Source organism: Streptomyces sp. NPDC001732 (genome assembly GCF_053596315.1).
Window position 1 is genome coordinate 1 of the sequence record NZ_JBSFFY010000065.1, and the last position, 20239, is coordinate 20239.

Sequence of the window (20239 nt, forward strand, 5' to 3'; positions counted from 1 at the left end):
GCAGAATCCAAATCCGGCCCCACCTGATCGACGGCTGCCTCACCGCCACGGGCCTGGCTATCAACCCACCGACCCCACCCTGAAAACCTCAGTAGGTGTGGAGGTGGGGTGCGTGACGGCTCGCGGCCGACCCGGCCTGCGACGGTCACTGCGCAGGAGAACTACACGCATGCTGTTCGGTGCCGTTCCCTGATCCCGTTGAGCAGTTCGGGACGGGTACCGGGGATGTGGGCGGGTGCCAGGTGCGAATCCAGCCGGCGATGAGCGCGCGGGGCGGCAGTCGGTCGGCCAGTGAGCCCAGCAGCAGCGAGCCGAACAACTGCGGGAGAAAGCCGATGCCGAAGGCCAGTGCGCTCAACAGCGCGGAGCCGGTGGCCGCAAAGACCAGAACCGAGAACGTGGTGATCCGCAGCGAGCCCGCGGTGATCGCGACGGTGCGGGTCGAGAAGAGCAGCCGGAGTCGCGGCTCGGCCAGCACCTCCCGGTAGGTGGCACGGTGGTTGCCCTGCGCGGGTTCGGCGGTTGGGGTCATGACGCGCAGCCTCGCCGTGTGCCCACGCCACTCACCAATGATTCGTCGCTGGACGAATCGAAACAGGCCTCCCGCAGTAGCATCGCAGGGTGCTCCGCTTCGAAGTCTCCGTCGAGGACCTGCTGCGCAGCCGCTTCGCGCTGTCGCCCGCGCTGGACCTCTGCTTGCTGCTGCGCTCGCTCGCCGGCCAGGACCGGCCGCTGCCGCGGGCCTGGGCCGCCCGGCTCATGCCGGCCTTTGAACGGCTTCGCCGCGAGACCGAACTGAACGCCGCCCTCGCCCTGCAGACCCCGCAAGGCGGACCGAACTTCGTCGCCCCGCCTCCGCGCGGCCTCAACCAGACCTGGGCAGAGGACCTGGCCACGATCCGGGCCACACCGCTGGAAGCGGCCCGCCACGAATTCGCCACCACCGCGACCGGCCCGTCCGCCCGTGATCCCCGCGTACGCGCGGTGCTGGACTCGACGGACGCCGTCTCCAGAATCGCCGAGGCGATGGATCAGGCGTGGCACGAGCTGCTCGCCACGGACTGGCCGCAACTGCGCGCGATCTGTGAGCGCGATGTCGTGCACCGGGTGGGTGTGATCGGCGAACACGGATGGGCCACGACCATCGAGAGCCTGCACCCGGGCATCGCCTGGCACGCCGGCGGTATCGAGATCGGCTTCTTCCGAGGCGGAACAGTCCGCCTCGCCGGCGACGGGCTACTGCTGATCCCTTCGGTCTTCGTCGGGCATGTCGCCGCCCACCTGGAAGACCCCTGGCCCAGGACCCTGGTCTATCGTGCCCGCGGCACCGCCGCTCTGTGGGGAGAGCAGGAGACCGCCCCCCAACCGGACGCGCTGACCGCTCTGGTCGGCCGGGCCCGAGCCCGGCTGCTGTTGGCACTGGACGCCCCGGCCAGTACCAGCCACCTCGCCCGAAGCCTCGCCATGGCACCCGGCGCGGTAGGAGACCACCTCGCCATCCTGCGAGGCGCGGGACTGCTCGTCCGCGCCCGGTCCGGACGGTCCGTGCTCTACCGCCGCACCCCGCTCGGCGAGGCACTGGTCGCCGGTTCGGGCTGAGGGCTCAGATCAGCACCGCTTTTTGAGGCGCCGCCAGCAGATGATTGCGCACCCGAGGGTGAGGAATGCCTGGTGGATGTCGGCGCGATCGTCCGAGACGGAACGACATCGGTGGCACACGGCTTGCCGGTCCGGCCCGTGAACGAAGAGCGGACGTGGACCGTGATCGACGAGAAGTACCGGACGGTCGCCCCGGTGGAAGAGTGGCTGGAGGCCCACTGATGCCTGTGGCCGCCGAGCACCGTTCGCGGCTGTGCGACCTCGCCGGCCCAGTGGTGGACGTTCCTCGAACAACGCGACGAGGCCGCGAAGTGGCGTGGTCTCGGAGTCCCGGCCATCGCCGGGTTCCTCTCCTGGCCACGCAATGGCCGCACCGTCGAGCACACCCTGGTCGAGCCCGAGAAGGCGCCCGCCAGGAGCACGCCGAGCAGGCGTTCCTGGCCATCGTCAAGCTGAAGGCGGGCGGCGCCCCCGTTGTCTTCTCCCGCGAGCACCACGAGAGCCTCCACCTGTTCAACCGGGCCGTCCGGTTCCTGCCCCACGGCGAGAACCTCGACCTCCGACGCGAACTCGCCCGCCGCGGCGGAGAATCCCCACCGCCACAAGCTCAGGTCAGCTGACCGCGCAGTCCCGGACCAGACGTTCATGAATCACCGACGCCTTGAGCAGGACCTCGGACCTGAGCATCGCGTCGATCAGCGGCACAACCTCGTCCGCCACCCGCCGATACCGCTGACCGGCCACTCCTCGTTTCGGCGGCACGGCTGAAGCCGGCTCCTTCGAGTACTTGCCGACCGTCCGACGGTTCGGCCCTGTCAGTTGTCCCCCTTTCCGCACGGACGGAAGCCACGTCGATGATCGTCGGCCTCGCCCCTGACCCCGAGTCGGTCCAGGACAACCCAGTGCAGGAGGCACCACACGCCGGCCTCGGTCCATGCTGTGAACCAGCGATTCGCCGCCGCCCGTGAGGTACCGAACGCCGGTGGCAGGTACCCTCCAGGCACACCCGCTGATCAACGCGTACACCACCGCCGTGAACACGGCCCGCTCGTCACACGGGGCAGCCCCGCCGCCCTGCGGACGAGCGGCGAAGGACGGCAGCAACGGCGCGACCAGTTCCCACGGCCTGTCAGGAACCAGCCGCTTCGACAGCCCGACAGTCACACCGGCATCGTGTCGCACGGCCATCACGCCACGTGAGACAGCCTCTCAATGTCTGCTCATAGGTGGGGCGGTCCCTCCGAGGAAGCCACATCCATCTCTCATCCGCGCCTCTTCGCCTCCCGGCCGGAGGCGCTGCGTCGCTCCTCGATGCGCGCGGTGCCGCTTCTCAGGTGTCGGCGCGGAGGAAGCGGATCGCGCCGGGGGCGCCGACGACGAGCACCCAGCCGAGCAGGACGAGTGCGCCTGTGCCGGGGGTCAGTACCATGTCGGCGGGCGCGTAGAGTTGCGTGCCGGCACGGTCGGGGAGCCAGCGGGCGTGTTCGCCGAGTCCCGCGAGTACGGGTGGCAGCACCAGTACGAGGACGAGCATCGTGATCAGCGCCGGGACGAGATGGCGCAGCACGAGTGTCGCGGCGTGTGCGAGCAGGCCGATCAGAACGAGATACAGCACGGCGCCTGCTGTTCGTTCCCATTCCTGCGGCGTGGCTGCGGGAATGCCCCCACCGGTCCAACGGATCAGGGACACCGTGCCCAGCACGGACGCGATGGTCGCCAGCAAGGTCACCGCGAGCACTGTCCCGCAGGCGATCGACTTCGCGGCGATCACACGACCGCGGTCCGGCACGGACGCGAGAGTCGTGCAGATCTGTCGCCCCTCGTACTCGTGTGCAACTGGAAGGATTCCGAGCAGGATTGCGCCGATCTGGACGTACGGCACCACCTTCAGTGCGATCGCGGTGTCTGGGATTGCCGTATCGGCGGATGCCATCCGCGCGAGAGCCGCGCCGATTGCGGCACCGATCCCGATCGTCCCGAGCACGGCGGAGACTGCGACGGGGAGCGTGCGCAGTTTGGAGAGTTCTGCGGTGGCCGCGCCCATCAGGCATCCCTCCGGGTGAACACGATGCCGCCCGCAGTGACCAACGCTGCCGCCCAGGCCGCCATCACCACTCCCCCCGGCCCGGCATCGAGACCGCCGTCGACCATGTCCACGCCGCCGAACAGCTTCCGCCCAGCCATGTCGGGCAGCCCGTACGCGAGCGGAGTGAGTTTGGTCAGCAACAGCGAGAACGACACGAGAGTGCTGTTCGCGGTGAGTACCACAAGCGGGACGATCACGTTGCGGGTGAGCACCGTCGCCCCGAAGGCGATGAGTGCCATCAGCGTCCAGTACAGAACGGCACCGAGCCACCAGGCGACGGCGTCCTCCGACGGCACCGTCTCGATCGTCGCAGCGCCGCCGAGCAGTTGCGCGACCGTGATGCTCAGGGGGACAGCCACGGCTGCCGTTGCCGCCGTGAGCAGCACCACGGCCACGGCCTTCGCCGCGACGAGCGCGAGCCGGCGGGGAACCGCGGTCAGCGTCGTGCCGATCTGGCGTCCGCCGCCCGCGTCCGGGCTGTTCGCGGTGTATTCGGCTCCGATGGCGAGGACGCCGATGACGACGGCTCCGACAGTGCCGAGCGGCATGGCCGCGTAGGCCGTCTTGAAGACGGACGGCGCGGGCTCCCCGGCCTCGAACGCGGCGCGCTCGGAGAAGGCATTCAGCGCTGTGATCACTGCAGTGCCCAGGACTGTGACCCCGATGCCTGCCCACACTCCGGGGAGGGTGAGGAGTTTGCGGAGTTCGGCGGCGAGCGCCCTCGCAAGAATCATCGGGTGCCCTCACAGTCGGAGGAGTCCTTGCCACCGGCAGTCCTGCCTGTGCTGGTGAGTGCGAAGAACGCATCCTCCAGGGTCGGGTGTCCCGCAGTCACCTCCTCCAGGTTTCCGGCGGCGACGATCCGTCCACCTGCGATCACGACGAGGTCGTCGGCGACGCCGCCGACCTCGCCCATGAGATGGCTGGACAGCAACACGGTGCCGCCTGCGTCCGCGTGCCCCCGCAGCAGGCCGCGCATCCAGCGGATGCCCTCCGGGTCGAGGCCGTTCACCGGTTCGTCGAGCACGAGCGCCGCAGGTTCCCCGAGCAGCGCCGTGGCCAGGCCCAGCCGCTGCCCCATACCCAGGGAGAGCCTCCCGACACGCACGCGCGCGGCATCCGTCAAGCCCACCTGCTCCAGCACCTCGCCCACCCGTCGGCGCGGGAGGCCCGCTGCCTGCGCGACCCAGCCAAGGTGCGCTCGCACCGTGCGGGAGCGATGTGCGCCCGATCCGTCCAGCATCGATCCGACGGTGCGCAGCGGGTGCCGCAGGCTCTGATAGGGGCGACCGTCGACGAGTGCGCGACCGCTGTCTGCGCGATCCAGGCCGAGGAGGATACGCAGAGTGGAGGACTTGCCCGCGCCGTTCGCGCCGAGGAACGCCGTGACGCGTCCGGGTTGTGCCTCGAACGACACGTGATCGAGCACGGTCCGCGAACCGTGCCTCTTGACGAGGGATTCGATGAACAGCATGTTCTCCATCCCACCTGCCCGTGGGCGCGTCGTCATCAGCCCTCGGCCCGGACCCGCGCCACCCGACTCGGACCGTGGTCTCTCCGACCACGGTCGGATGTACGCGGCGCGGAGGCTGCCTAGACTCGGGCGGATGGACCTCACCGCGCGCCCCGCATGGCGCCCCCGTACGTGGCTCGTCGTACTCGGCGCGCTCGTGGGGATCTGGCTGGTTCTCGCCACGGTCGGGAGCGACCATCCCCGGGCCGCACTGGTCGGACTGCTCCTGGCTGTGTCGGCTGCCCTCTTCGTGATTCTGTGGGCAGTGGCCCGGACCCGCCGCCAGCACCGGCTTTACGAGGAGAGCCTCACGGCCTGGGCCGCGGAGCGCGCGGCCCAGGAAGAGCGGCTACGGATCGCGCGGGAGCTGCACGACCTCGCCTCGCACGGCCTTGGGCTCATCACCGTGCGCGCTGCGGCCGCGCGCGGGGTTGCCGGCGATGCGGGCGACGAGGAGCGCCGCCGTGCCCTGGCCGACATCGAGGAGGCCGGGCGTGCCGCGACGGCGGAGCTGCGGCGCATGCTCGCGGTTCTGAGAGCGCCCGGCGCGGCCGGAGCCAGGCCCGTGCCGCTGCGTCCGCCCGCCGCGCTGGACGACCTTCCCGCGATCATCGACGAGGCACGCGCCTTCGGGCCGGACGTGACGCTACGAGTCGGGGATCTCGGTGTCGTATCGGCGGGGATGCAGGCGGCGGCATGCGCGATCGTGCGGGAGGCGCTGGCGAACGTCGTCCGTCACGCCGGCCCCGCGGCGGTGGAGGTGCGGCTGGATCGCGATGGCGGGGAGCTTGTGCTCACCGTGTCCGACGCCGGGCCGGTGCCGGGCTGGGAGCCGCATTCCGGTACCGGTCACGGACTCGCCGGTGTGCGGGAGCGTGTCGCCGCGCTGGGCGGGACGTTCGTGGCAGGGACGACGGCCGAGGCGGGTGTGTGCGAGGGGTTCCGAGTCGAGGTACGGCTTCCGTGCGGGGAGGAGGCATGACCGATCCGATCCGCGTGCTTGTCGCCGACGACCAGCCCCTGCTGCGCCACAGCCTCGGGATCATTGTCGGGAATGTTCCGGGGTTCGCCGTGGTGGGCGAGGCCGCGGAAGGGGAAGAAGCAGTGTCACTCAGCCGCGAGCTTCTGCCGGATGTCGTGCTGATGGACATCCGGATGCCTGGGATGGACGGCATCCGGGCCACGCATCACATTACTCAGGAGGTCGAGGGCGCGCGTGTGCTCGTGCTCAGCATGTTCGAGCTCGACGAATACGTGTACAGCGCGCTGCGCGCCGGCGCGAGCGGGTTTCTGCTGAAGGACACGCGCCCCGAGCAACTGGTTGATGCCATCCGTCGCACGCATGCGGGCGAGTCGCTCTTCGCACCGCGCATTCTCGGCCGGTTCGTGGAGCACTTCCTTGAGTATCCGGCGCGTCGTCCAGCGGTCGCGCCGGAAATGCTGACCGAGCGGGAGACGGAGGTGCTGACCCTCGTCGGCCGCGGGCTGACGAACACCGAGATCGCATCCGCCCTGACGATCACGATGGGAACGGTGAAATCCCACATCGGCAGCATCCTCTCAAAGCTCGGAGCCCGCGATCGGGCACAGCTCGTGATCGCCGCCTACGAGCACGGCCTCGTCCCGCTCTCCCCTCGCTGACTCGGTGCGGGGTTCGTCCATGGAGTAGGGCAACGGGGGTCGACCGGCCGTGCTGCGGGTGTACTTCACGTCCGAGGACCTGGGGCGGGTGCGCGTCGCCCCGGGTCCGGACCATCTGCGGGAGATCAGCAACAGCGAGCAGACCCTTCAACGGCGCGGCGGGGAAAGGGCGTTCGGCGAATGGCGCCGGCGGGTGCGGCCGCGTCTCCCGGACAGTCGCAGGTTCCTGTCACCGCTGCTGCCGCCCCGCGGCGGCGAGACGTTCCAGGTGGCGGTCGACACCCTGGTGCACATCCCCGGCCCGCACCCGCAAGAACCCCACCGGCAAGTACGGCCCGAACGCCGGACAGCACCCCCAGAAGGACCTGAACTACACCGTCCACACCACCGTCACGTTCTTCGCCACGGCCTCAATAGCCGCTCACGGCGCTAACGCAACGGTGTCGCTCTGGTGGGCACCGGGTGATCTTGGTCGTGAACCCGTCTGTCAGGGGCTTCACTCATCTGTCGAACCAACCAGCTCACGCGGCAAGTTGGCGTGGAGCAGGGCAGTGCGGTTCCGGCCGGGGAGCTCCGTCATTTCGCGAGGGACGAGCACAGTCTCGTTCCCGTACGCCCCCGGGAAGACCACGACTGGGTCCAATTCCACCGATCCCGGGCGAAAGTTTCAGTCGCGGTAAGCGGCGGGCGGGATTGCGGGAACCGGGTGCAACTCCCGCCCGAGCCACTTCTGCGCGCTGGCCGCCAAGCTCCCGTCGGCACGATCCCGTTCCAGCAGCTTGTTCACGAACCGCACCAGATCGGGCCGCTTGGGGCTCATCCCAACACCGTAGTACGCGTTGGCCAGTGGCCGCCCGACCACCTTGGTCTGCGGGTCCTGCGCCGCCATCCCTGCCAGGATTCCGTCGTCGCTGGACACGGCGTCGACCTTGCTCTGCTGCAACGCAACCACGCAGTCCGGGATACTGGGCAACGTCACCACGTCCAACCGCACCGGCAGCTTCCGCAGCGTGACCTCGGTCGTGGACCCCTTGGAAGTGCAAAGCTTCTTGCCCGCCAGCTGTTCCACTTCCTTGACCCCGGAACTGGTCGGCACCAGCAACCGCTGCGTCGCGTTGTAGTACGCGCTTGAGAACTCGACGGTGCGCTGCCGTACGCAAGTGGCGCTGAACGTGTTGACCACGACGTCGACCTGCTCCTGCTGGATCAGCAGCGCCCGGTCGGCCACGTCGCGCACCACGAACTGGACCTTGTTCGGGTCGCCGAAGATCGCCTGGGCGATCTTGTGGACGATGTCGATGTCGGCGCCTTCGAGCTGCCCGGTCTGCGGGTTGCGATAGCCGAGCAGGTATTTGCCCTGGTCGACGCCCGCAATCAGCCGTCCGCGCGCGTAGATCTTCGCCATCGTCGACCCGGACGGCATGGCGCCCGGCTCGGGCAGCACGCCGTCGGGGCGCAGGCTGTCCTTCACGGTCGTGCACTCGGGCTGCGACGACGTCGGCGCCCGCGACGCGCCCTGGCCGCTGTCGCTCGTGTTCGCGTCGGTGCCGTGCAACGCGGGCAGTGCGATCCCGGCGAGCGACAGCACGACGGCGACGGAGAAGAGGACGAGCGGTCGCCGGACGTTGACCATCGGCGTGCGGAAACCGTTGTGGGAACTGGTCATCGGTACTCCTCCACCCGACGGGCGACGCCGATCGCGAAGCCCGCGGCGGCCAACGTGAACAACACGGCGGGCCCGAACGCGAGCAACGTCGTTGCGTCGTCGGCGGCTGATGTCGCGGCGGCGAGCCGGGCCTGAGCGTCGGTGCCCGCCTGGCTCACAGTCTTGTCGAGAACGGCGAACGCGGCACCGGAACTGCCGGCGTCGGCGCCGACCGCCGACTGGACGGCCTTCTGATAGTCACCGCTGTCGTCGAACTGGCGCAACCGGGCGTGTGCCTTGGACCACGCAGTCGTGGCGGCGCGGATGTCGTCGACGTCGGCGCCGCGGTCCTTGGCGACACCGAGCGGGCCGTCCTTGGCGGCGAGCCGGTCGAGCTGTTCGGTGAAGCCCGAGTCGGACGCGCTGCCGCCGCTGCGGGCCACCAGCACCAGGCTTTCGTTGCTGCGGGCCTGAAGCACGAGCGTGCGGGCCTCGTCGAGCGCGGTGGTCGCGTCGCTGGCCTTGTTCGCGTCGGCGAGCGCACTCTCACTGGCCAACGTCGACAGCGTCCACCACAGCACGCCTGCGACGACGAGTACGGTCGCCCCGGCTACCCCGAGGTTGAGCCGACGCTGCGTGCGCCAGGACTCCCGGCGGGCGAAGTCGAGTGCCGCGAGAAACAACGCGATCCCGAACACCACGACGGCGATCGGCAGCGAACTGGCGGCGCGGTAGTCGGCATTGAGCGCGTCGACCTCGACATGCCGCAACGCTTCGGCCGCGGGCAGCAGTTCGGTGCGCATCTGTTGCGACGCCTGCGCCAGATACGACTGGCCGAGCGGCAACCCTTGCCGGTTGTAGGTGCGGGCCGTCTCGACCAATCCGGTGTACGCGGGCAGCCCGGTGATCAAGGTGTCGAGCGGCTTCGCGGCCGGGTCGTCCGGCGCGACCTGCCGGGACGCCTCGGCGAGGCGCTGCCCGGCGTTGGCGACGTCCGCGTCGTACCGGGTGCGGATCGCCGCGGGCTCCTGGCCGGCGGATACATAACCGCTGGTAGCCATGGCGTCGGCGTCGGCAAGCGCTTGGTAGATCTCACCGGCGTGCTGCGTGAGCACGGTGTCCCGACCAGCCGCGTCGGTTACCGCGCCGACTCGCGAAGACCCGCCGATCAGGCTCAACACGGCAGTGACCAGGCCGGCCAAGGTCAACAGCACCCCGACGCGGCGCAACCGTGCCGGTGTGCGCGGCCCCGTCCACTGCGCCCACCACGACAGTTGCCCGTCCCCGGCGTCCCGCGAAGCGGGTGGCGCCGCCGAACTCTGCGTCGTAGCCATGATCACCCCCTGAAGAGAACCGATCATAACCGCCGCCCACCCTGCGAAACCCCGGCTTCGAGGCAAACCGGTCTGAGGAAAAATCCCACAGATCACTTCGACGCCGGGGTGGTCGAGCAGCCAGTCGGCCAGGGCCTCGGCAGAGTGTTCAGGCAGGACCTCCACGGGCGGCGGCTCTCCATGCCCGTCAAGGCTGTTCCGTAGTTACCGACTTCGGCTCGTCAGGGCGATCTTTCCCGAAGCCTTGATGGAGATGGGATGTTGGCTGCATCTCGTGGCGTGCGAGGTATGCGGATGGGGGTGGGCCGACGCCTGCGGGGCATCGGCACCGCGAGGCCGTACGGGTACAGGCGGCCGAGTTGTTCGAGCAGGAGATCAAGCCGCCGGAGGTGGCACGGCAGCTGCGGGTGAGCCGGAAGCCGGCTTACCGGTGGCACCAGTTGTGGCGGGAGGGCGGCGGGCGGGCCCTGGCCTCGCGTGGCGCGAGCGGAAGCCGCTGCCCGCTCTCCCCGCGCTGTCCGGAGAAACTCACCGCACACCTGGAACAGGGGTCGGCCGCGCACGGCCGGGTGGAGGATCAGGTGCGGCAGGAAGAACACCCCTGACCAGCAAAAACACAACACAACGACCAGCAGCATCCGGCCCTCCAGCGACAGGCTCCACGACCGGCCGTGATACCCGTCGGCCACGCTCTCGCGGCGCACGGTAGTCACCAACTTGCCGAAGCGGCGCGGGCTCAGCCCGGCAAACGGGGCTGTCCAGGACGACTCCGATGCAGTGACCACGCCGGCCATCGCAAGACCATCCCACCTGCGACCAGGTGTTTACGGGAAAACCTCCAGCGGCTCCATGAGCGATCCACGAGAGCCGGAGGCAGGGTTCCTCGTTACCGTACCGACGGTCGTTCGGAAGATCACCCGCTTGCCCTCAACCGCACTTGAGGTCATACCGTCCCCGCATGACCTGCACGGTGTGCGGGCTCCACACTGAAGCACCCGGAGGGGACATCTCATGACAACCCAGCAGATCTCCGATGCCGAACTCGCCGGACAGCCCGCCGCGTACTGGACCGGTGTCGCCTACGAGGCGCTCATTGCGTACACCCGGGCCCAGCAGGCCGAAAAGGGCTACACCCAGCCCCAGTTCTGGCTGCTGCGCAACCTGTCGGCGAACGACATCTCGCCCGACGGCAAGGGAATGACCCTGCCCGAGCTGCAGGAAGCCATGGCCTCCTACATCCGCCCCGAGGACGACCTGGCGGCGGAGGCCGAGAAACTCCTCGAACACGGCTGGCTGACCCGTGATGCCGAGGACCGGTTGTGGCTCACCGCGGAGGGGGAACAGGCCCGCGTCGACCTGGCCCGCAACGCCCCCGCGATCCGTGCCGCCCTCCACGAGGGCATCGACGACGCCGACTACGTCACCACGGTGAAGGTGCTCCAGCGGCTGATCCACAACGCGGGCGGAGTTGTTGCCTGACAGACCGCGAGCCCGGGGCGAAACGCCCGAGCTGTGCGAGGCCCGTTCCCAGGCGGCCCTCGCTCGCCCCGAGCACCTGGCCAACTACGTGGCGGGGCTCCCGCACGGGGCACCGCTGCCGCGTTGGGTTGACCCGGCCCGGCTGCGCGACATCGCCGTGCCGACCCTGCTCATCCACGGCCGCGACGACCGGGTGGTCTCCTTCGAGAGCTCCCTGTTCCTGCTGGCGAACATCCCCGACTCCCGTCTGGTCGTGCTCAACCGCTGCGGGCACTGGGCGATGATCGAGCACGCCGAGGAGTTCAACCGGCTGGTCATCGACTTCGTCCAGGGGAATCCGAGCGATGACTGACACCACCCGAACACCGCAGGCCGTCGCGGAGGCAGCCGCCCGTCTCCTCTCCGCCGCCGCCACCCGCGTCCCGTGCGCCCCGGTCCGGGACCTGATCGGCACCACCGACATCGGTGCCGCGTACGCCGTGCAGCAGCGGCTCACGGCGGCACGCCTGGCCCGCGGCGCACGCGTCGTCGGCCACAAGATCGGGCTGACCTCGCCCGCCGTGCAGCAGCAACTCGGCGTGGACCAGCCGGACTTCGGCATCCTGCTGGACGAGATGGGCCACCCGGACGGCGACACCGTGCCCTACGCGTCCGTGCTCCAGCCCCGGGTCGAGGCCGAGATCGCGTTCGTCCTGGGCGAGGACCTGGCCGAAGGCCCACTGGACCCGGCCCGGGTGCGGGCCGCCGTCGACCACGCCGTCCCCGCCCTGGAGATCTGCGGCAGCCGCGTCACCGACTGGGACATCACCCTGGCCGACACGGTCGCCGACAACGCCTCCGCGGGCGCCTTCGTCCTCGGCCGACAGCGCCGCCCCCTCGACGAGTTCGAACCCCGTACGGCCGTGATGGAGATGACCGTCGACGGCCGGACCGTGTCCAAGGGCACCGGCGCGGACTGCCTGGGCGACCCGCTCACCGCACTGCTCTGGCTTGCCCGCACCGCACGCGACCTGGGCGATCCGCTCCGGGCCGGCCATGTGGTGCTCTCCGGCGCCCTCGGCCCGATGAGCCCGCTCGCACCGGGCGCACAGGTCACCGCGACCATCACCGGCCTCGGCACGGTCACCACCACCATGAGGGAGGGAACGGCATGACGACACGTACAGAGGATGGCACCCCACGCACCAAGGTCGCGATCATCGGCTCCGGCAACATCGGCACCGACCTCATGATCAAGGTCCTGCGCACCTCCCGGCACCTGGAGATGGGCGCCATGGTCGGCATCGACCCGGCGTCCGACGGTCTGGCGCGCGCCGGACGGCTCGGCGTGCCCACCACGCACGAGGGCGTCGACGGGCTGATCGGACTGCCCGGCTTCGACGAGATCGGCATCGTCTTCGACGCCACCTCGGCGGGCGCACACCGTGCCAACGCGGCGAAGCTGACACCGCTCGGCAAGCGCCTGATCGACCTGACCCCGGCGGCTCTCGGCCCGTACGTCGTCCCGGCGGTCAACCTGGAGGAGCACCTGGACGCTCCAAACGTCAACATGGTCACCTGTGGCGGCCAGGCCACCATCCCGGTGGTCGCCGCGATCTCCCGGGTGGTGCCCGTGCGTTACGCGGAGATCGTCGCCTCGATCGCCTCGAAGTCGGCCGGTCCCGGCACCCGCGCCAACATCGACGAGTTCACCGAGACCACGTCCCGGGCGCTGGTCGAGGTGGGCGGCGCGGACCGTGGCAAGGCGATCATCGTCCTCAACCCGGCCGAGCCGCCGCTGATCATGCGGGACACCGTGCTCTGCCTCGTGGAGACGCCCGACGCCGCCCTGCACGCCGCGATCGAGGAGAGCGTCGCCACGATGGTGGCCGAGGTGGCGACCTACGTCCCCGGCTACCGGCTCAAGCAGCGGGTGCAGATCACCCCGGTCCCCGGCGACCAGCCGGTGCAGACCCTGCTCGCCGAGGGCGCGGCCGGCCGGCCGACCCACCAGGTGTCCGTGTTCCTGGAGGTCGAGGGCGCCGCCCACTACCTCCCGGCCTACGCGGGCAACCTCGACATCATGACCTCGGCCGCCCTCGGGGTGGCCGAGCGGATCGCGGCCCGCGCGGCCGGTGCCTGCGAGGTGACGGAATGAGCAACAGCATCTTCGTCCAGGACGTGACCCTGCGGGACGGCATGCACGCCGTTCGGCACCGGATCACCCCGGCGGACGTACAACAGGTCGTACGTGCGCTGGACGCCGCCGGCGTCGACGCCATCGAGGTCGCCCACGGCGACGGCCTCGCGGGCGGCTCGCTCAACTACGGCCCCGGCTCCCACACCGACTGGGCGTGGATCGAGGCGGCGGCCTCGGTCCTGGAACGGGCCCGGCTGACCACCCTGCTGCTGCCCGGCGTCGGCACCACCCAGGACCTGAGGACCGCGTACGCCCTGGGGGTCCGCTCGGTTCGGGTGGCCACCCACTGCACCGAGGCGGACATCTCCGCGCAGCACGTCGCCGCGGCCCGCGAGATGGGCATGGACGTGTCCGGCTTCCTGATGCTCTCCCACCGTGCCGGACCGGCCCGACTCGCCGAGCAGGCAAGGCTGATGGAGTCCTACGGCGCGCACTGCGTGTACGTCACCGACTCCGGCGGCCGGCTCACCATGAACGACGTGGCCGAGCGCGTCCGGGCCTGTCGCGACGTCCTGGACGACGCCACCGAGATCGGCATCCACGCCCACGAGAACCTCTCGCTGTCGGTGGCCAACAGCATCGTGGCCGTGGAGAACGGAGTGCGTCGCGTGGACGCCTCCCTGACGGGCCACGGTGCGGGTGCGGGCAACTGCCCCCTGGAGGCGTTCATCGCGGTGGCGAACCTCTCGGGCCTCCGACACGGTTGTGATCTGTTCCGGTTGCAGGACGCGGCGGACGACCTGATCCGCCCGCTCCAGGACCGCCCCGTCCGCGTGGACCGCGAAACCCTCACCCTGGGCTACGCAGGCGTCTACTCCTCGTTCCTGCGCCACGCGGAGACAGCGTCGGCCCACTACGGCGTCGACGTCCGCGCCATCCTGCTGGAGTGCGGCCGACGGGGCCTGGTCGGCGGCCAGGAGGACATGATCGTCGATGTGGCCCTCACCCTGGCGGGCCGCCGCGCGGCGGCCTGAGCGGCCCTTTTCGGTGGCGTGACAGTCCCCACCGTTGGACTGAACGACCGGTCCGGAATTTGCGGGGCGTCGAGTGGAGGCGACGCCGAGGAAACTCAAGGAGGCTTTGTATGTGCCTGTCGTGTGACCCTAGCGGGGACAGTGGACCTGCCGGGAACACCGGGAAACGCCCCGCCATCGGGCGGCGCGGCCTGCTGACGGCCGTGGGAGGAGCGGGAGCAGAACAGCGGCACGGGGCGCAGGAGCGGTATCACGTAGATCACGACGATCGCGAAGAGGTTGTAGATCAGATGCACGAAGGCTGCCTGCAGGCCGATCTTCGCGTCCTGTCCGACGCCTGCGAACGCCGCGAAGACCACCGTGAACGTCGTGCCGAGGTTGGAGCCGACGACGACGGGATACACCTGTGCCGGTGTCAGGATGCCTGTTCCGGCGAAGGGGACCAGCACGGACGTGGTGATGGTCGAGGACTGGGTGACGACGGTTACTCCCATGCCCGACGCCATGGCGAGGTAGGCGTTGCGGCCGACGGCCTTGATCAGAATGTCGCGGGCCCTGCCGACCGTGAGCAGTTTGAGCAGCTTTCCCAGGTATCGGACGGCGACCAGGATCAGCACGGCGCCGATCACGATGGTGAACAGCGGACCGAGTGTGCTGCTGACGTGCGAGGTCGCGTGGATCACTGCGTGTTCCACCGGCCTGGTGGCTGCCCGGACGAAGTTGAAGTGGGCCGGGTTCGGCAGCCAGTCCGTGCCGTACAGCGCATTGGTCAGCGTCCCGCTGATGTGTTTCAGCGGATGCCAGATCAGCTCGATCGGGAAGAAGATCAGCAGCGCGAGCCAGTTGTAGAAGTCATGGACGGTCGAGGCGCCCAGTGCCCTGCGGAACTCTGTGCGGTCGCCGATGAAGGTCAGTGCGACCAGGCTCGTCGTCACGGTGGTGCCGACGTTCGCGCCCAGAATGATGGGGATCGCGCCCTGGATGGGCAATGCGCCCGACCCCACGGCGGTGACAGCGATGGCCGTCGTCGTGGTCGACGACTGGATCAGGACCGTACCGAGAACGCCGACGCTCAGCCTGACCCACGGGTGCGCGGCGAAGGCGAACATGGTGTGCGCCGCGTCGCTGCTCCCAGCCCCGCAAAGCTGCGACTGATGATGCTCACGGCACCGATCAGCAGGTAGATCAGCCCAACGACACCGAACCAGCCGAGGGCTTTGGTCCATGCGGGGAGCTGGATGGCTCCGGCGCCGCTCTCGGCCGCGGGGGTCGTGAGCGCCGAGCCGCCGGAAGGGGTTCGCCCGGGGACGTCACCCTTTTTGCGGTTGTGGTCCGGTCCGCTGTCGGATGTGGCTTCCGCCATGAACCAAGGCTACGAGCTCCTGACGAGAGGCGCGCGTGGCTGAGCGCCGTACGTGTGCAACGGATGGCTGGTGCTGTCGGCGACTGCGGTTTCTCCTGGCCCGACGTCAGGTGGCCGTGGACGACAGCCTCACCACGCTCCGTCACAACCGCCTGGTGTTGCCCCTCGGGCCGGACGAGGAGGCGGACGAAATGCTCACCTCCGATTCCCGCCCGACCCTCACGAAGGCTCTCGGGGCGCTGCGGTTCAGCGAGGAACGCGATCCGGCGATGTCGGCCGGGTTCGTGCGGTTGCGGGTGATCGATCCGGCGAGGGCGTACCGACGGCGCGGGGTCGAGGCCGCTATCCGTGGCTGCGCGAGACCGGGAGCACGGCGCTGCGAGTGCCGTACGTGTACGTGACGCCGGAGGGTTGGGCGACCGATCTGACCGGTACGTCAATTTTATGCCGGTGAGAGGCATCTGGGGGTGCCGTGCAAGCACGTCGAGCACCCGGGGGCGGGCCCGGCGAGCCGGGCCCGCCAGAGCGGCCCGTCGATCGCTGCGCCGATTCGAACTGCTCATGGCTCCGGGCAGTGTGGGCCCCTGCCGAACCGGCAGGGGCCCACGGCACGAACAGCAGAGGATTGCCGGGACCTTCCCTCGGCGCACAGCATCCTGCTCAGCACGGCTTACCGTCTGCTGGTGGCCTGACGGCCCGGCTTCACTTCAGGTGCCGGGTGAAGAACTGGCCCGCGGCGTCCCCCGCGTACTGCGGGACGCCGGTGTGCCCACCCATGTTGGCGTGCAGGGTCTTCTCCTTGGAACCGAAGGCGTCGAACAGATCCAGGGCCGCCTGCCGGTCGTTCCCTTCGTCGTCCCACTGCAGCAGGACGTGCAGCGGAATGGTGACCTGACGGGCCTCCTCGAACATGGCGCGAGGCACGAAACTCCCGGCGAACAGACCGGCGGCCACGATGCGCGGCTCGACCACCGCCAGCCGGATGCCGATGGAGATCACTCCCCCCGAGTATCCGACCGGGCCGCCGATCTCGGGCAGCGAAAGGAGGGCGTCCAGGGCGGCCTGCCATTCCGGGACCGCCTTGTCGACCAGCGGGAGGATGAGGGCGTCGACGATTTCGTCGCTGACCGGCTCGCCGGCCTCCAGCGCCCGGCGCAGGTCGGCGCGGGCCTGCTCGGCGGCCTCCCAACGGGGCCGTCCACCGCTCCCGGGGAGCTCGATGGTGGCCGTGGCGAAACCCTCCGCCGCGGAGTGCCGGGCTCGGTCCACCAGCCGGGAGTACATCTTGCGCAGCCCGAGGGGAGGGTGGCCGAGCAGGATCAGCGGCACCGGTGCGGATGCGGACGCAGATGCGGGCGTCCACAGGATGCCGGGGATCTCGCCGAGGGTGAATTCGCGCTCGATGACGCCGTCGTCGAGACGCTGCTCAGAAGTGAAATGCATGGTCGTGCCTTTCGGGAGTGCTCAGAGCGGCGCTCCCGGACGACCTGCCTATCGTCCGACCGTGGCCCCGGAGGGGAGCACCCATGTCGATACTGCGTTCACGGGTACCACCTCCTTGTTCTCCTGCACGGCCTCCGAAAACGTAGCAGTGGTCGCGGTGGTCCGCCAAGTGGGTTCTTGCGCGAGGTCCGTGGCCGATGGCTCGTCTGTCACAGACGTGGACCGGACGAGAAGAACTCCCATGTGCACTCCGAGCCCTGATCCTGTCCTGATTGGGTCGAGTGACCAGCTCGCCGCAACCCGAGACCGGGAGCTCCGACAGCGAGACGAGCGCCCCAGCCACTTCGGCCGGGGCGCTCGTATGTCTGGTCCGGGGCGTCACGACACCAGGCCGGCCCCCTCCAGTTCGGTCAGCCGCACGGTGCACAGGCCCCCACGCTCGGCCTTCACGCCCGTCACCTTCAGCTGCGTCCCCGGCGCGAGGATGTACTCCTCCTCGCCCTTGAACGCGGAGAACCGCCGGATCCCCACCGCCCGCGCGGGCGTCACCTCGAACAACGTCCGCCGGCCCCGCCCGCCGAGGAACGCGCGGGCCACACCCAGCTCGGACGTGCACGACGACACGCCCCACCACGTCACCGTCCGCCCCAGCGGGTACTGGGACCGCAGATCCAGCGCCACACCACGCCACAACGGCCGCGTCTGCGCCGGCAGCGCCTCCATCGCCGAGAACAGCAACCGCAGGTACGGCAGGTACGGCACCACGCGCTCACGGTCCGACGAGCGCAGCACGGCGTTGATCTCGCGGTAGAAGCCCGACTCGCACGTGTACAGGTGGAGGGCCGAGATCGCGTCGGCCGACAAGGCGCCCACGGCCTCCCCGGACGGCGCGCCCGCGGACACGGCCTCCGCGGCCTTCGTCTCCCCGAAACGGCTCGACAGATCGATGTGCCGATCCAGGTGTCCGAGCACCTGCGACACCGGCTCGACGGCCTTCCGGAAGTCCATCAGCGGTGTGTCGAACACCCCGGTGACGGGCGGCAGGACGAGGCCCTCGTCCTTGACGCTGGTGAGCCGCTCCAGATACAGCTGGTGCAACTCCATGGTGGACGCGATGAACGCCCCCATCCGCTGCGCGACACCACCCTCCTCCGGCCCGTCGGTCCCGCCCGTCCCCTGGTCCCAGCCCTTCTGCGGCAGCCAGTCGACCGGCTCGGCCCCCACCGTCGCCAGGGCGTCGTTCACCTGGGCGAAGTGGTCGCCCTCGCAGAACCGATCCCCCTGCGCGGCCGGATTGGCGTGGTCCAGGTGACGGACCTGCACCCCCGGGTACTTCTTCTCCAGCCGCTGGACGACCCTCTTCAGGCTCCGGGCGTGCGCGCCCCACCAGGCGAACACCACCCCCCGGTCGTCCTCCTCCACCGCGTCCTGCTTCGCCCGGAGGATCTCCTCGACGATCTGCTCGGCCACGGGGCGCCAGAACAACGTGTGCCGATCGGTGGCCATCGCCCCGTCCGCGCTCGCCGTGAGGGACGCGTTCAGCAGCAGCACACCCTGGGTGAGCATCGCCTGGAACCACTCGGGCGGCTGGACCGTGTCCTCCTTCTTCAGCAGGGCGCGGACGTCGGCGATCGGGGTCTTCTTGACGATGCCGTACTTCCACATCGCGGCCGCCTTGATGAGGCAGCGGATGCTCACGACCCGGCCGAACTGGCTGTCCTTCCAGTCGTTGAAGGTGTTGTCGAACATCGCGATGCCGGTGGCGCTCTCCGCCCGCGGATAGGGGTTCTGTCCGAAGACGACCACCTTCCACTTCTCCGGCGGATGCGGCTTCAACGCCTGGAACGTCAGTTCGCGCACCGGAACGACCTCCGGGCTGCGCTTCGGGCCGATGAAGTCGGCGGCTCCCGGCTGCGCCTCGATCACCGGTCCGAGCAACGGCAGCCACGGCTCGCCGCCGCCGGTGAACAGGTCTGCCAGTCCCAGCGGATCCCCGGCCGGGGATCCGGCACCGCCTGCGGCCGTCACGTCGACATCACTCACGAGGGTGGAACTCCCGGTACTCGAACCGGCCGCCTCCACGGGCGCCCCGGCATGCTGAACAGATGCGGCAGATTCGTCGCCGGTGTCCGCGCCCTGCGCGGCACCGGCCTGCGAGGTCTTCGGGTCAGTGACGAAAGGAAGGCCGCTGCGGCACGTTGATCCGGACCCGCCGTGCGGACCCCGCTCCCTCGATGTCGTCGAGCTGCCCCAGCACGGCGGCCCGCAACTCGTCGTAGTTCGCGAAACCGTGGTCGTGGAAGAGGGTGTAGCCCGTCCACATCAGGTTGGCGCACACCTTCGCGGGCACCTGCCCGGTCTGCGCGCCCATCCCGACGAGGGCCACCGACCGGATGCTGCCCGGCTTCGCCCGGTTCTGCAGATGCACCGCCTGGAAGGCGGCCGCGCAGGCCAGGGCCACGTTCATCGTGTCGCTGACGTTCTGCGACGACTGGCGCATGGTGGGCGTCGAGATCAGATACCGGGGTACGTCCGCCCCGGACGGGACGCACACCGCGCTGCCCACCGGCAGCCGTCCGCCGAACCGGTCGCGGATCGCCCGCTGCACCCGCACCTGGATGCCCGCGCCGAGGTACCGCTTGACGACGGCGTCGACCCCGCCGTCCATCCGGCCACGCTCGTTGGTGGGGGAGACCCAGGCGTCGGCGTCCACGTCGAGGAGGGAACCCCGCCTGATCCGGACCTCCGGCGTATCCGCGAACGCGGACCGCCAGGCCCTCACCACCTCGTCGTTGACGTCGACCAGGACGACGCTCAACGCATGCCTGACACCCACGAATTCACCCCTCTCACCCCGTGATCCCGAACACCTCCGAAGCTACCTCGTGCCACTGACAGTGCCGTTCGACATCCGCGGGGTCCATGCCCGGCCGGGCCCCGGCCGGGCCCCAGCCGGGCCGGCTGTTCGCCGACCGCGGCCACG

At 69.8% G+C, this 20239-nt stretch carries 22 protein-coding genes and 4 pseudogenes; 12 read left to right on the forward strand and 14 right to left on the reverse strand.

Translation table 11 applies throughout. From position 1 onward, the window contains the following. Positions 1–253 precede the first annotated feature (253 nt). Positions 254–532 (reverse strand): annotated as a pseudogene (locus tag ACWCXX_RS34140) (MFS transporter); the annotation flags it as partial. An 89-nt stretch (positions 533–621) separates the two neighbouring features. Here ACWCXX_RS34140 and ACWCXX_RS34145 point away from each other — a divergent pair. The 3 genes from ACWCXX_RS34145 to ACWCXX_RS34155 all read left to right on the forward strand — a co-directional run bounded on the left by ACWCXX_RS34145 (position 622) and on the right by ACWCXX_RS34155 (position 2219). After that, on the forward strand, positions 622–1599 hold the full coding sequence (locus ACWCXX_RS34145; RefSeq protein ID WP_451134112.1) for a winged helix-turn-helix domain-containing protein: 978 nt from the start codon (positions 622–624) through the stop codon (positions 1597–1599). Positions 1600–1671: 72 nt separating this feature from the next. Beyond that, positions 1672–1821, forward strand: coding sequence for a hypothetical protein (locus tag ACWCXX_RS34150; RefSeq protein ID WP_451134114.1), 150 nt, complete (start codon positions 1672–1674; stop codon positions 1819–1821). Positions 1822–1910: 89 nt separating this feature from the next. Beyond that, the gene (locus ACWCXX_RS34155) at positions 1911–2219 is read left to right on the forward strand and encodes a hypothetical protein (RefSeq protein WP_451134116.1); all 309 of its coding nucleotides are present in this window, start codon (positions 1911–1913) and stop codon (positions 2217–2219) included. On the opposite strand, the gene ACWCXX_RS34160 is transcribed toward ACWCXX_RS34155, so the two are convergent. From ACWCXX_RS34160 to ACWCXX_RS34180, 5 genes and pseudogenes are all read right to left on the reverse strand, one after another. Continuing rightward, entirely contained in the window at positions 2212–2361 is a 150-nt protein-coding gene (locus ACWCXX_RS34160) for a hypothetical protein (protein ID WP_451134173.1), read from the reverse strand. The genes ACWCXX_RS34155 and ACWCXX_RS34160 overlap by 8 nt on opposite strands. A 237-nt stretch (positions 2362–2598) precedes the next feature. Continuing rightward, a pseudogene (locus ACWCXX_RS34165) lies at positions 2599–2787 on the reverse strand (hypothetical protein); the annotation flags it as partial. 142 nt (positions 2788–2929) lie between these two features. Continuing rightward, a complete protein-coding gene (locus tag ACWCXX_RS34170) occupies positions 2930–3643 on the reverse strand; it encodes a hypothetical protein (RefSeq protein ID WP_451134118.1) in 714 nt (237 codons plus the stop codon). Further along, positions 3643–4419, reverse strand: a complete 777-nt coding sequence (locus ACWCXX_RS34175; protein ID WP_451134120.1) for a hypothetical protein — start codon at positions 4417–4419, stop codon at positions 3643–3645. Before ACWCXX_RS34175 ends, ACWCXX_RS34170 begins: the two co-directional genes overlap by 1 nt. Further along, on the reverse strand, positions 4416–5168 hold the full coding sequence (locus tag ACWCXX_RS34180) for an ABC transporter ATP-binding protein (RefSeq protein ID WP_451134122.1): 753 nt from the start codon (positions 5166–5168) through the stop codon (positions 4416–4418). Before ACWCXX_RS34180 ends, ACWCXX_RS34175 begins: the two co-directional genes overlap by 4 nt. A gap of 124 nt (positions 5169–5292) precedes the next feature. Here ACWCXX_RS34180 and ACWCXX_RS34185 point away from each other — a divergent pair, with 124 nt between their 5' ends. Both ACWCXX_RS34185 and ACWCXX_RS34190 read left to right on the forward strand, forming a co-directional pair. Then, on the forward strand, positions 5293–6180 hold the full coding sequence (locus ACWCXX_RS34185) for a sensor histidine kinase (RefSeq protein ID WP_451134124.1): 888 nt from the start codon (positions 5293–5295) through the stop codon (positions 6178–6180). Continuing rightward, a complete protein-coding gene (locus tag ACWCXX_RS34190; protein ID WP_451134126.1) occupies positions 6177–6839 on the forward strand; it encodes a response regulator in 663 nt (220 codons plus the stop codon). Before ACWCXX_RS34185 ends, ACWCXX_RS34190 begins: the two co-directional genes overlap by 4 nt. 667 nt (positions 6840–7506) lie before the next feature. On the opposite strand, the gene ACWCXX_RS34195 is transcribed toward ACWCXX_RS34190, so the two are convergent. Together ACWCXX_RS34195 and ACWCXX_RS34200 are read right to left on the reverse strand one after the other, a co-directional pair. Next, entirely contained in the window at positions 7507–8505 is a 999-nt protein-coding gene (locus ACWCXX_RS34195; protein ID WP_451134128.1) for a glutamate ABC transporter substrate-binding protein, read from the reverse strand. Beyond that, complete coding sequence (locus tag ACWCXX_RS34200) at positions 8502–9983, reverse strand: hypothetical protein (RefSeq protein ID WP_451134130.1); 1482 nt, start codon at positions 9981–9983, stop codon at positions 8502–8504. Before ACWCXX_RS34200 ends, ACWCXX_RS34195 begins: the two co-directional genes overlap by 4 nt. Positions 9984–10087: 104 nt before the next feature. Between ACWCXX_RS34200 and ACWCXX_RS34205 the strand changes: the two are divergent. Then, a pseudogene (locus ACWCXX_RS34205) lies at positions 10088–10402 on the forward strand (helix-turn-helix domain-containing protein); the annotation flags it as partial. A 42-nt stretch (positions 10403–10444) separates the two neighbouring features. Here the strand turns inward: ACWCXX_RS34205 and ACWCXX_RS34210 are convergent. After that, a pseudogene (locus ACWCXX_RS34210) lies at positions 10445–10612 on the reverse strand (IS5/IS1182 family transposase); the annotation flags it as partial. 217 nt (positions 10613–10829) lie between these two features. Here ACWCXX_RS34210 and ACWCXX_RS34215 point away from each other — a divergent pair. The 5 genes from ACWCXX_RS34215 to dmpG are packed head-to-tail and all read left to right on the forward strand — an operon-like array spanning position 10830 to position 14450. Continuing rightward, positions 10830–11297 (forward strand): MarR family transcriptional regulator, encoded by a 468-nt coding sequence (locus ACWCXX_RS34215; protein WP_451134132.1) that lies wholly within the window; start codon positions 10830–10832, stop codon positions 11295–11297. Next, a complete protein-coding gene (locus ACWCXX_RS34220) occupies positions 11290–11649 on the forward strand; it encodes an alpha/beta fold hydrolase (protein WP_451134134.1) in 360 nt (119 codons plus the stop codon). The genes ACWCXX_RS34215 and ACWCXX_RS34220 overlap by 8 nt, the downstream gene beginning before the upstream one ends. Next, complete coding sequence (locus ACWCXX_RS34225; protein WP_451134136.1) at positions 11642–12451, forward strand: 2-keto-4-pentenoate hydratase; 810 nt, start codon at positions 11642–11644, stop codon at positions 12449–12451. The genes ACWCXX_RS34220 and ACWCXX_RS34225 overlap by 8 nt, the downstream gene beginning before the upstream one ends. Further along, positions 12448–13434: an acetaldehyde dehydrogenase (acetylating) gene (locus ACWCXX_RS34230; protein ID WP_451134138.1), complete on the forward strand. Its 987-nt coding sequence runs from the start codon at positions 12448–12450 to the stop codon at positions 13432–13434. The genes ACWCXX_RS34225 and ACWCXX_RS34230 overlap by 4 nt, the downstream gene beginning before the upstream one ends. Further along, on the forward strand, positions 13431–14450 hold the full coding sequence (dmpG, locus tag ACWCXX_RS34235; RefSeq protein ID WP_451134140.1) for a 4-hydroxy-2-oxovalerate aldolase: 1020 nt from the start codon (positions 13431–13433) through the stop codon (positions 14448–14450). Before ACWCXX_RS34230 ends, dmpG begins: the two co-directional genes overlap by 4 nt. 95 nt (positions 14451–14545) lie before the next feature. Here the strand turns inward: dmpG and ACWCXX_RS34240 are convergent, their stop codons facing one another. Continuing rightward, on the reverse strand, positions 14546–15559 hold the full coding sequence (locus ACWCXX_RS34240) for a Na/Pi symporter (RefSeq protein ID WP_451134142.1): 1014 nt from the start codon (positions 15557–15559) through the stop codon (positions 14546–14548). After that, positions 15523–15813, reverse strand: coding sequence for a hypothetical protein (locus ACWCXX_RS34245; RefSeq protein ID WP_451134144.1), 291 nt, complete (start codon positions 15811–15813; stop codon positions 15523–15525). Before ACWCXX_RS34245 ends, ACWCXX_RS34240 begins: the two co-directional genes overlap by 37 nt. Before the next feature lie 116 nt (positions 15814–15929). Here ACWCXX_RS34245 and ACWCXX_RS34250 point away from each other — a divergent pair, with 116 nt between their 5' ends. Further along, positions 15930–16214, forward strand: coding sequence for a hypothetical protein (locus tag ACWCXX_RS34250; protein WP_451134146.1), 285 nt, complete (start codon positions 15930–15932; stop codon positions 16212–16214). A gap of 301 nt (positions 16215–16515) precedes the next feature. Here the strand turns inward: ACWCXX_RS34250 and ACWCXX_RS34255 are convergent, their stop codons facing one another. The 3 genes from ACWCXX_RS34255 to ACWCXX_RS34265 all read right to left on the reverse strand — a co-directional run bounded on the left by ACWCXX_RS34255 (position 16516) and on the right by ACWCXX_RS34265 (position 20092). Then, positions 16516–17256: an alpha/beta hydrolase gene (locus ACWCXX_RS34255; protein ID WP_451134148.1), complete on the reverse strand. Its 741-nt coding sequence runs from the start codon at positions 17254–17256 to the stop codon at positions 16516–16518. A gap of 378 nt (positions 17257–17634) precedes the next feature. Beyond that, positions 17635–19299 (reverse strand): ADP-ribosyltransferase domain-containing protein, encoded by a 1665-nt coding sequence (locus ACWCXX_RS34260; RefSeq protein ID WP_451134150.1) that lies wholly within the window; start codon positions 19297–19299, stop codon positions 17635–17637. Positions 19300–19423: 124 nt separating this feature from the next. Continuing rightward, positions 19424–20092, reverse strand: a complete 669-nt coding sequence (locus ACWCXX_RS34265; RefSeq protein WP_451134152.1) for a macro domain-containing protein — start codon at positions 20090–20092, stop codon at positions 19424–19426. Positions 20093–20239 lie beyond the last annotated feature (147 nt).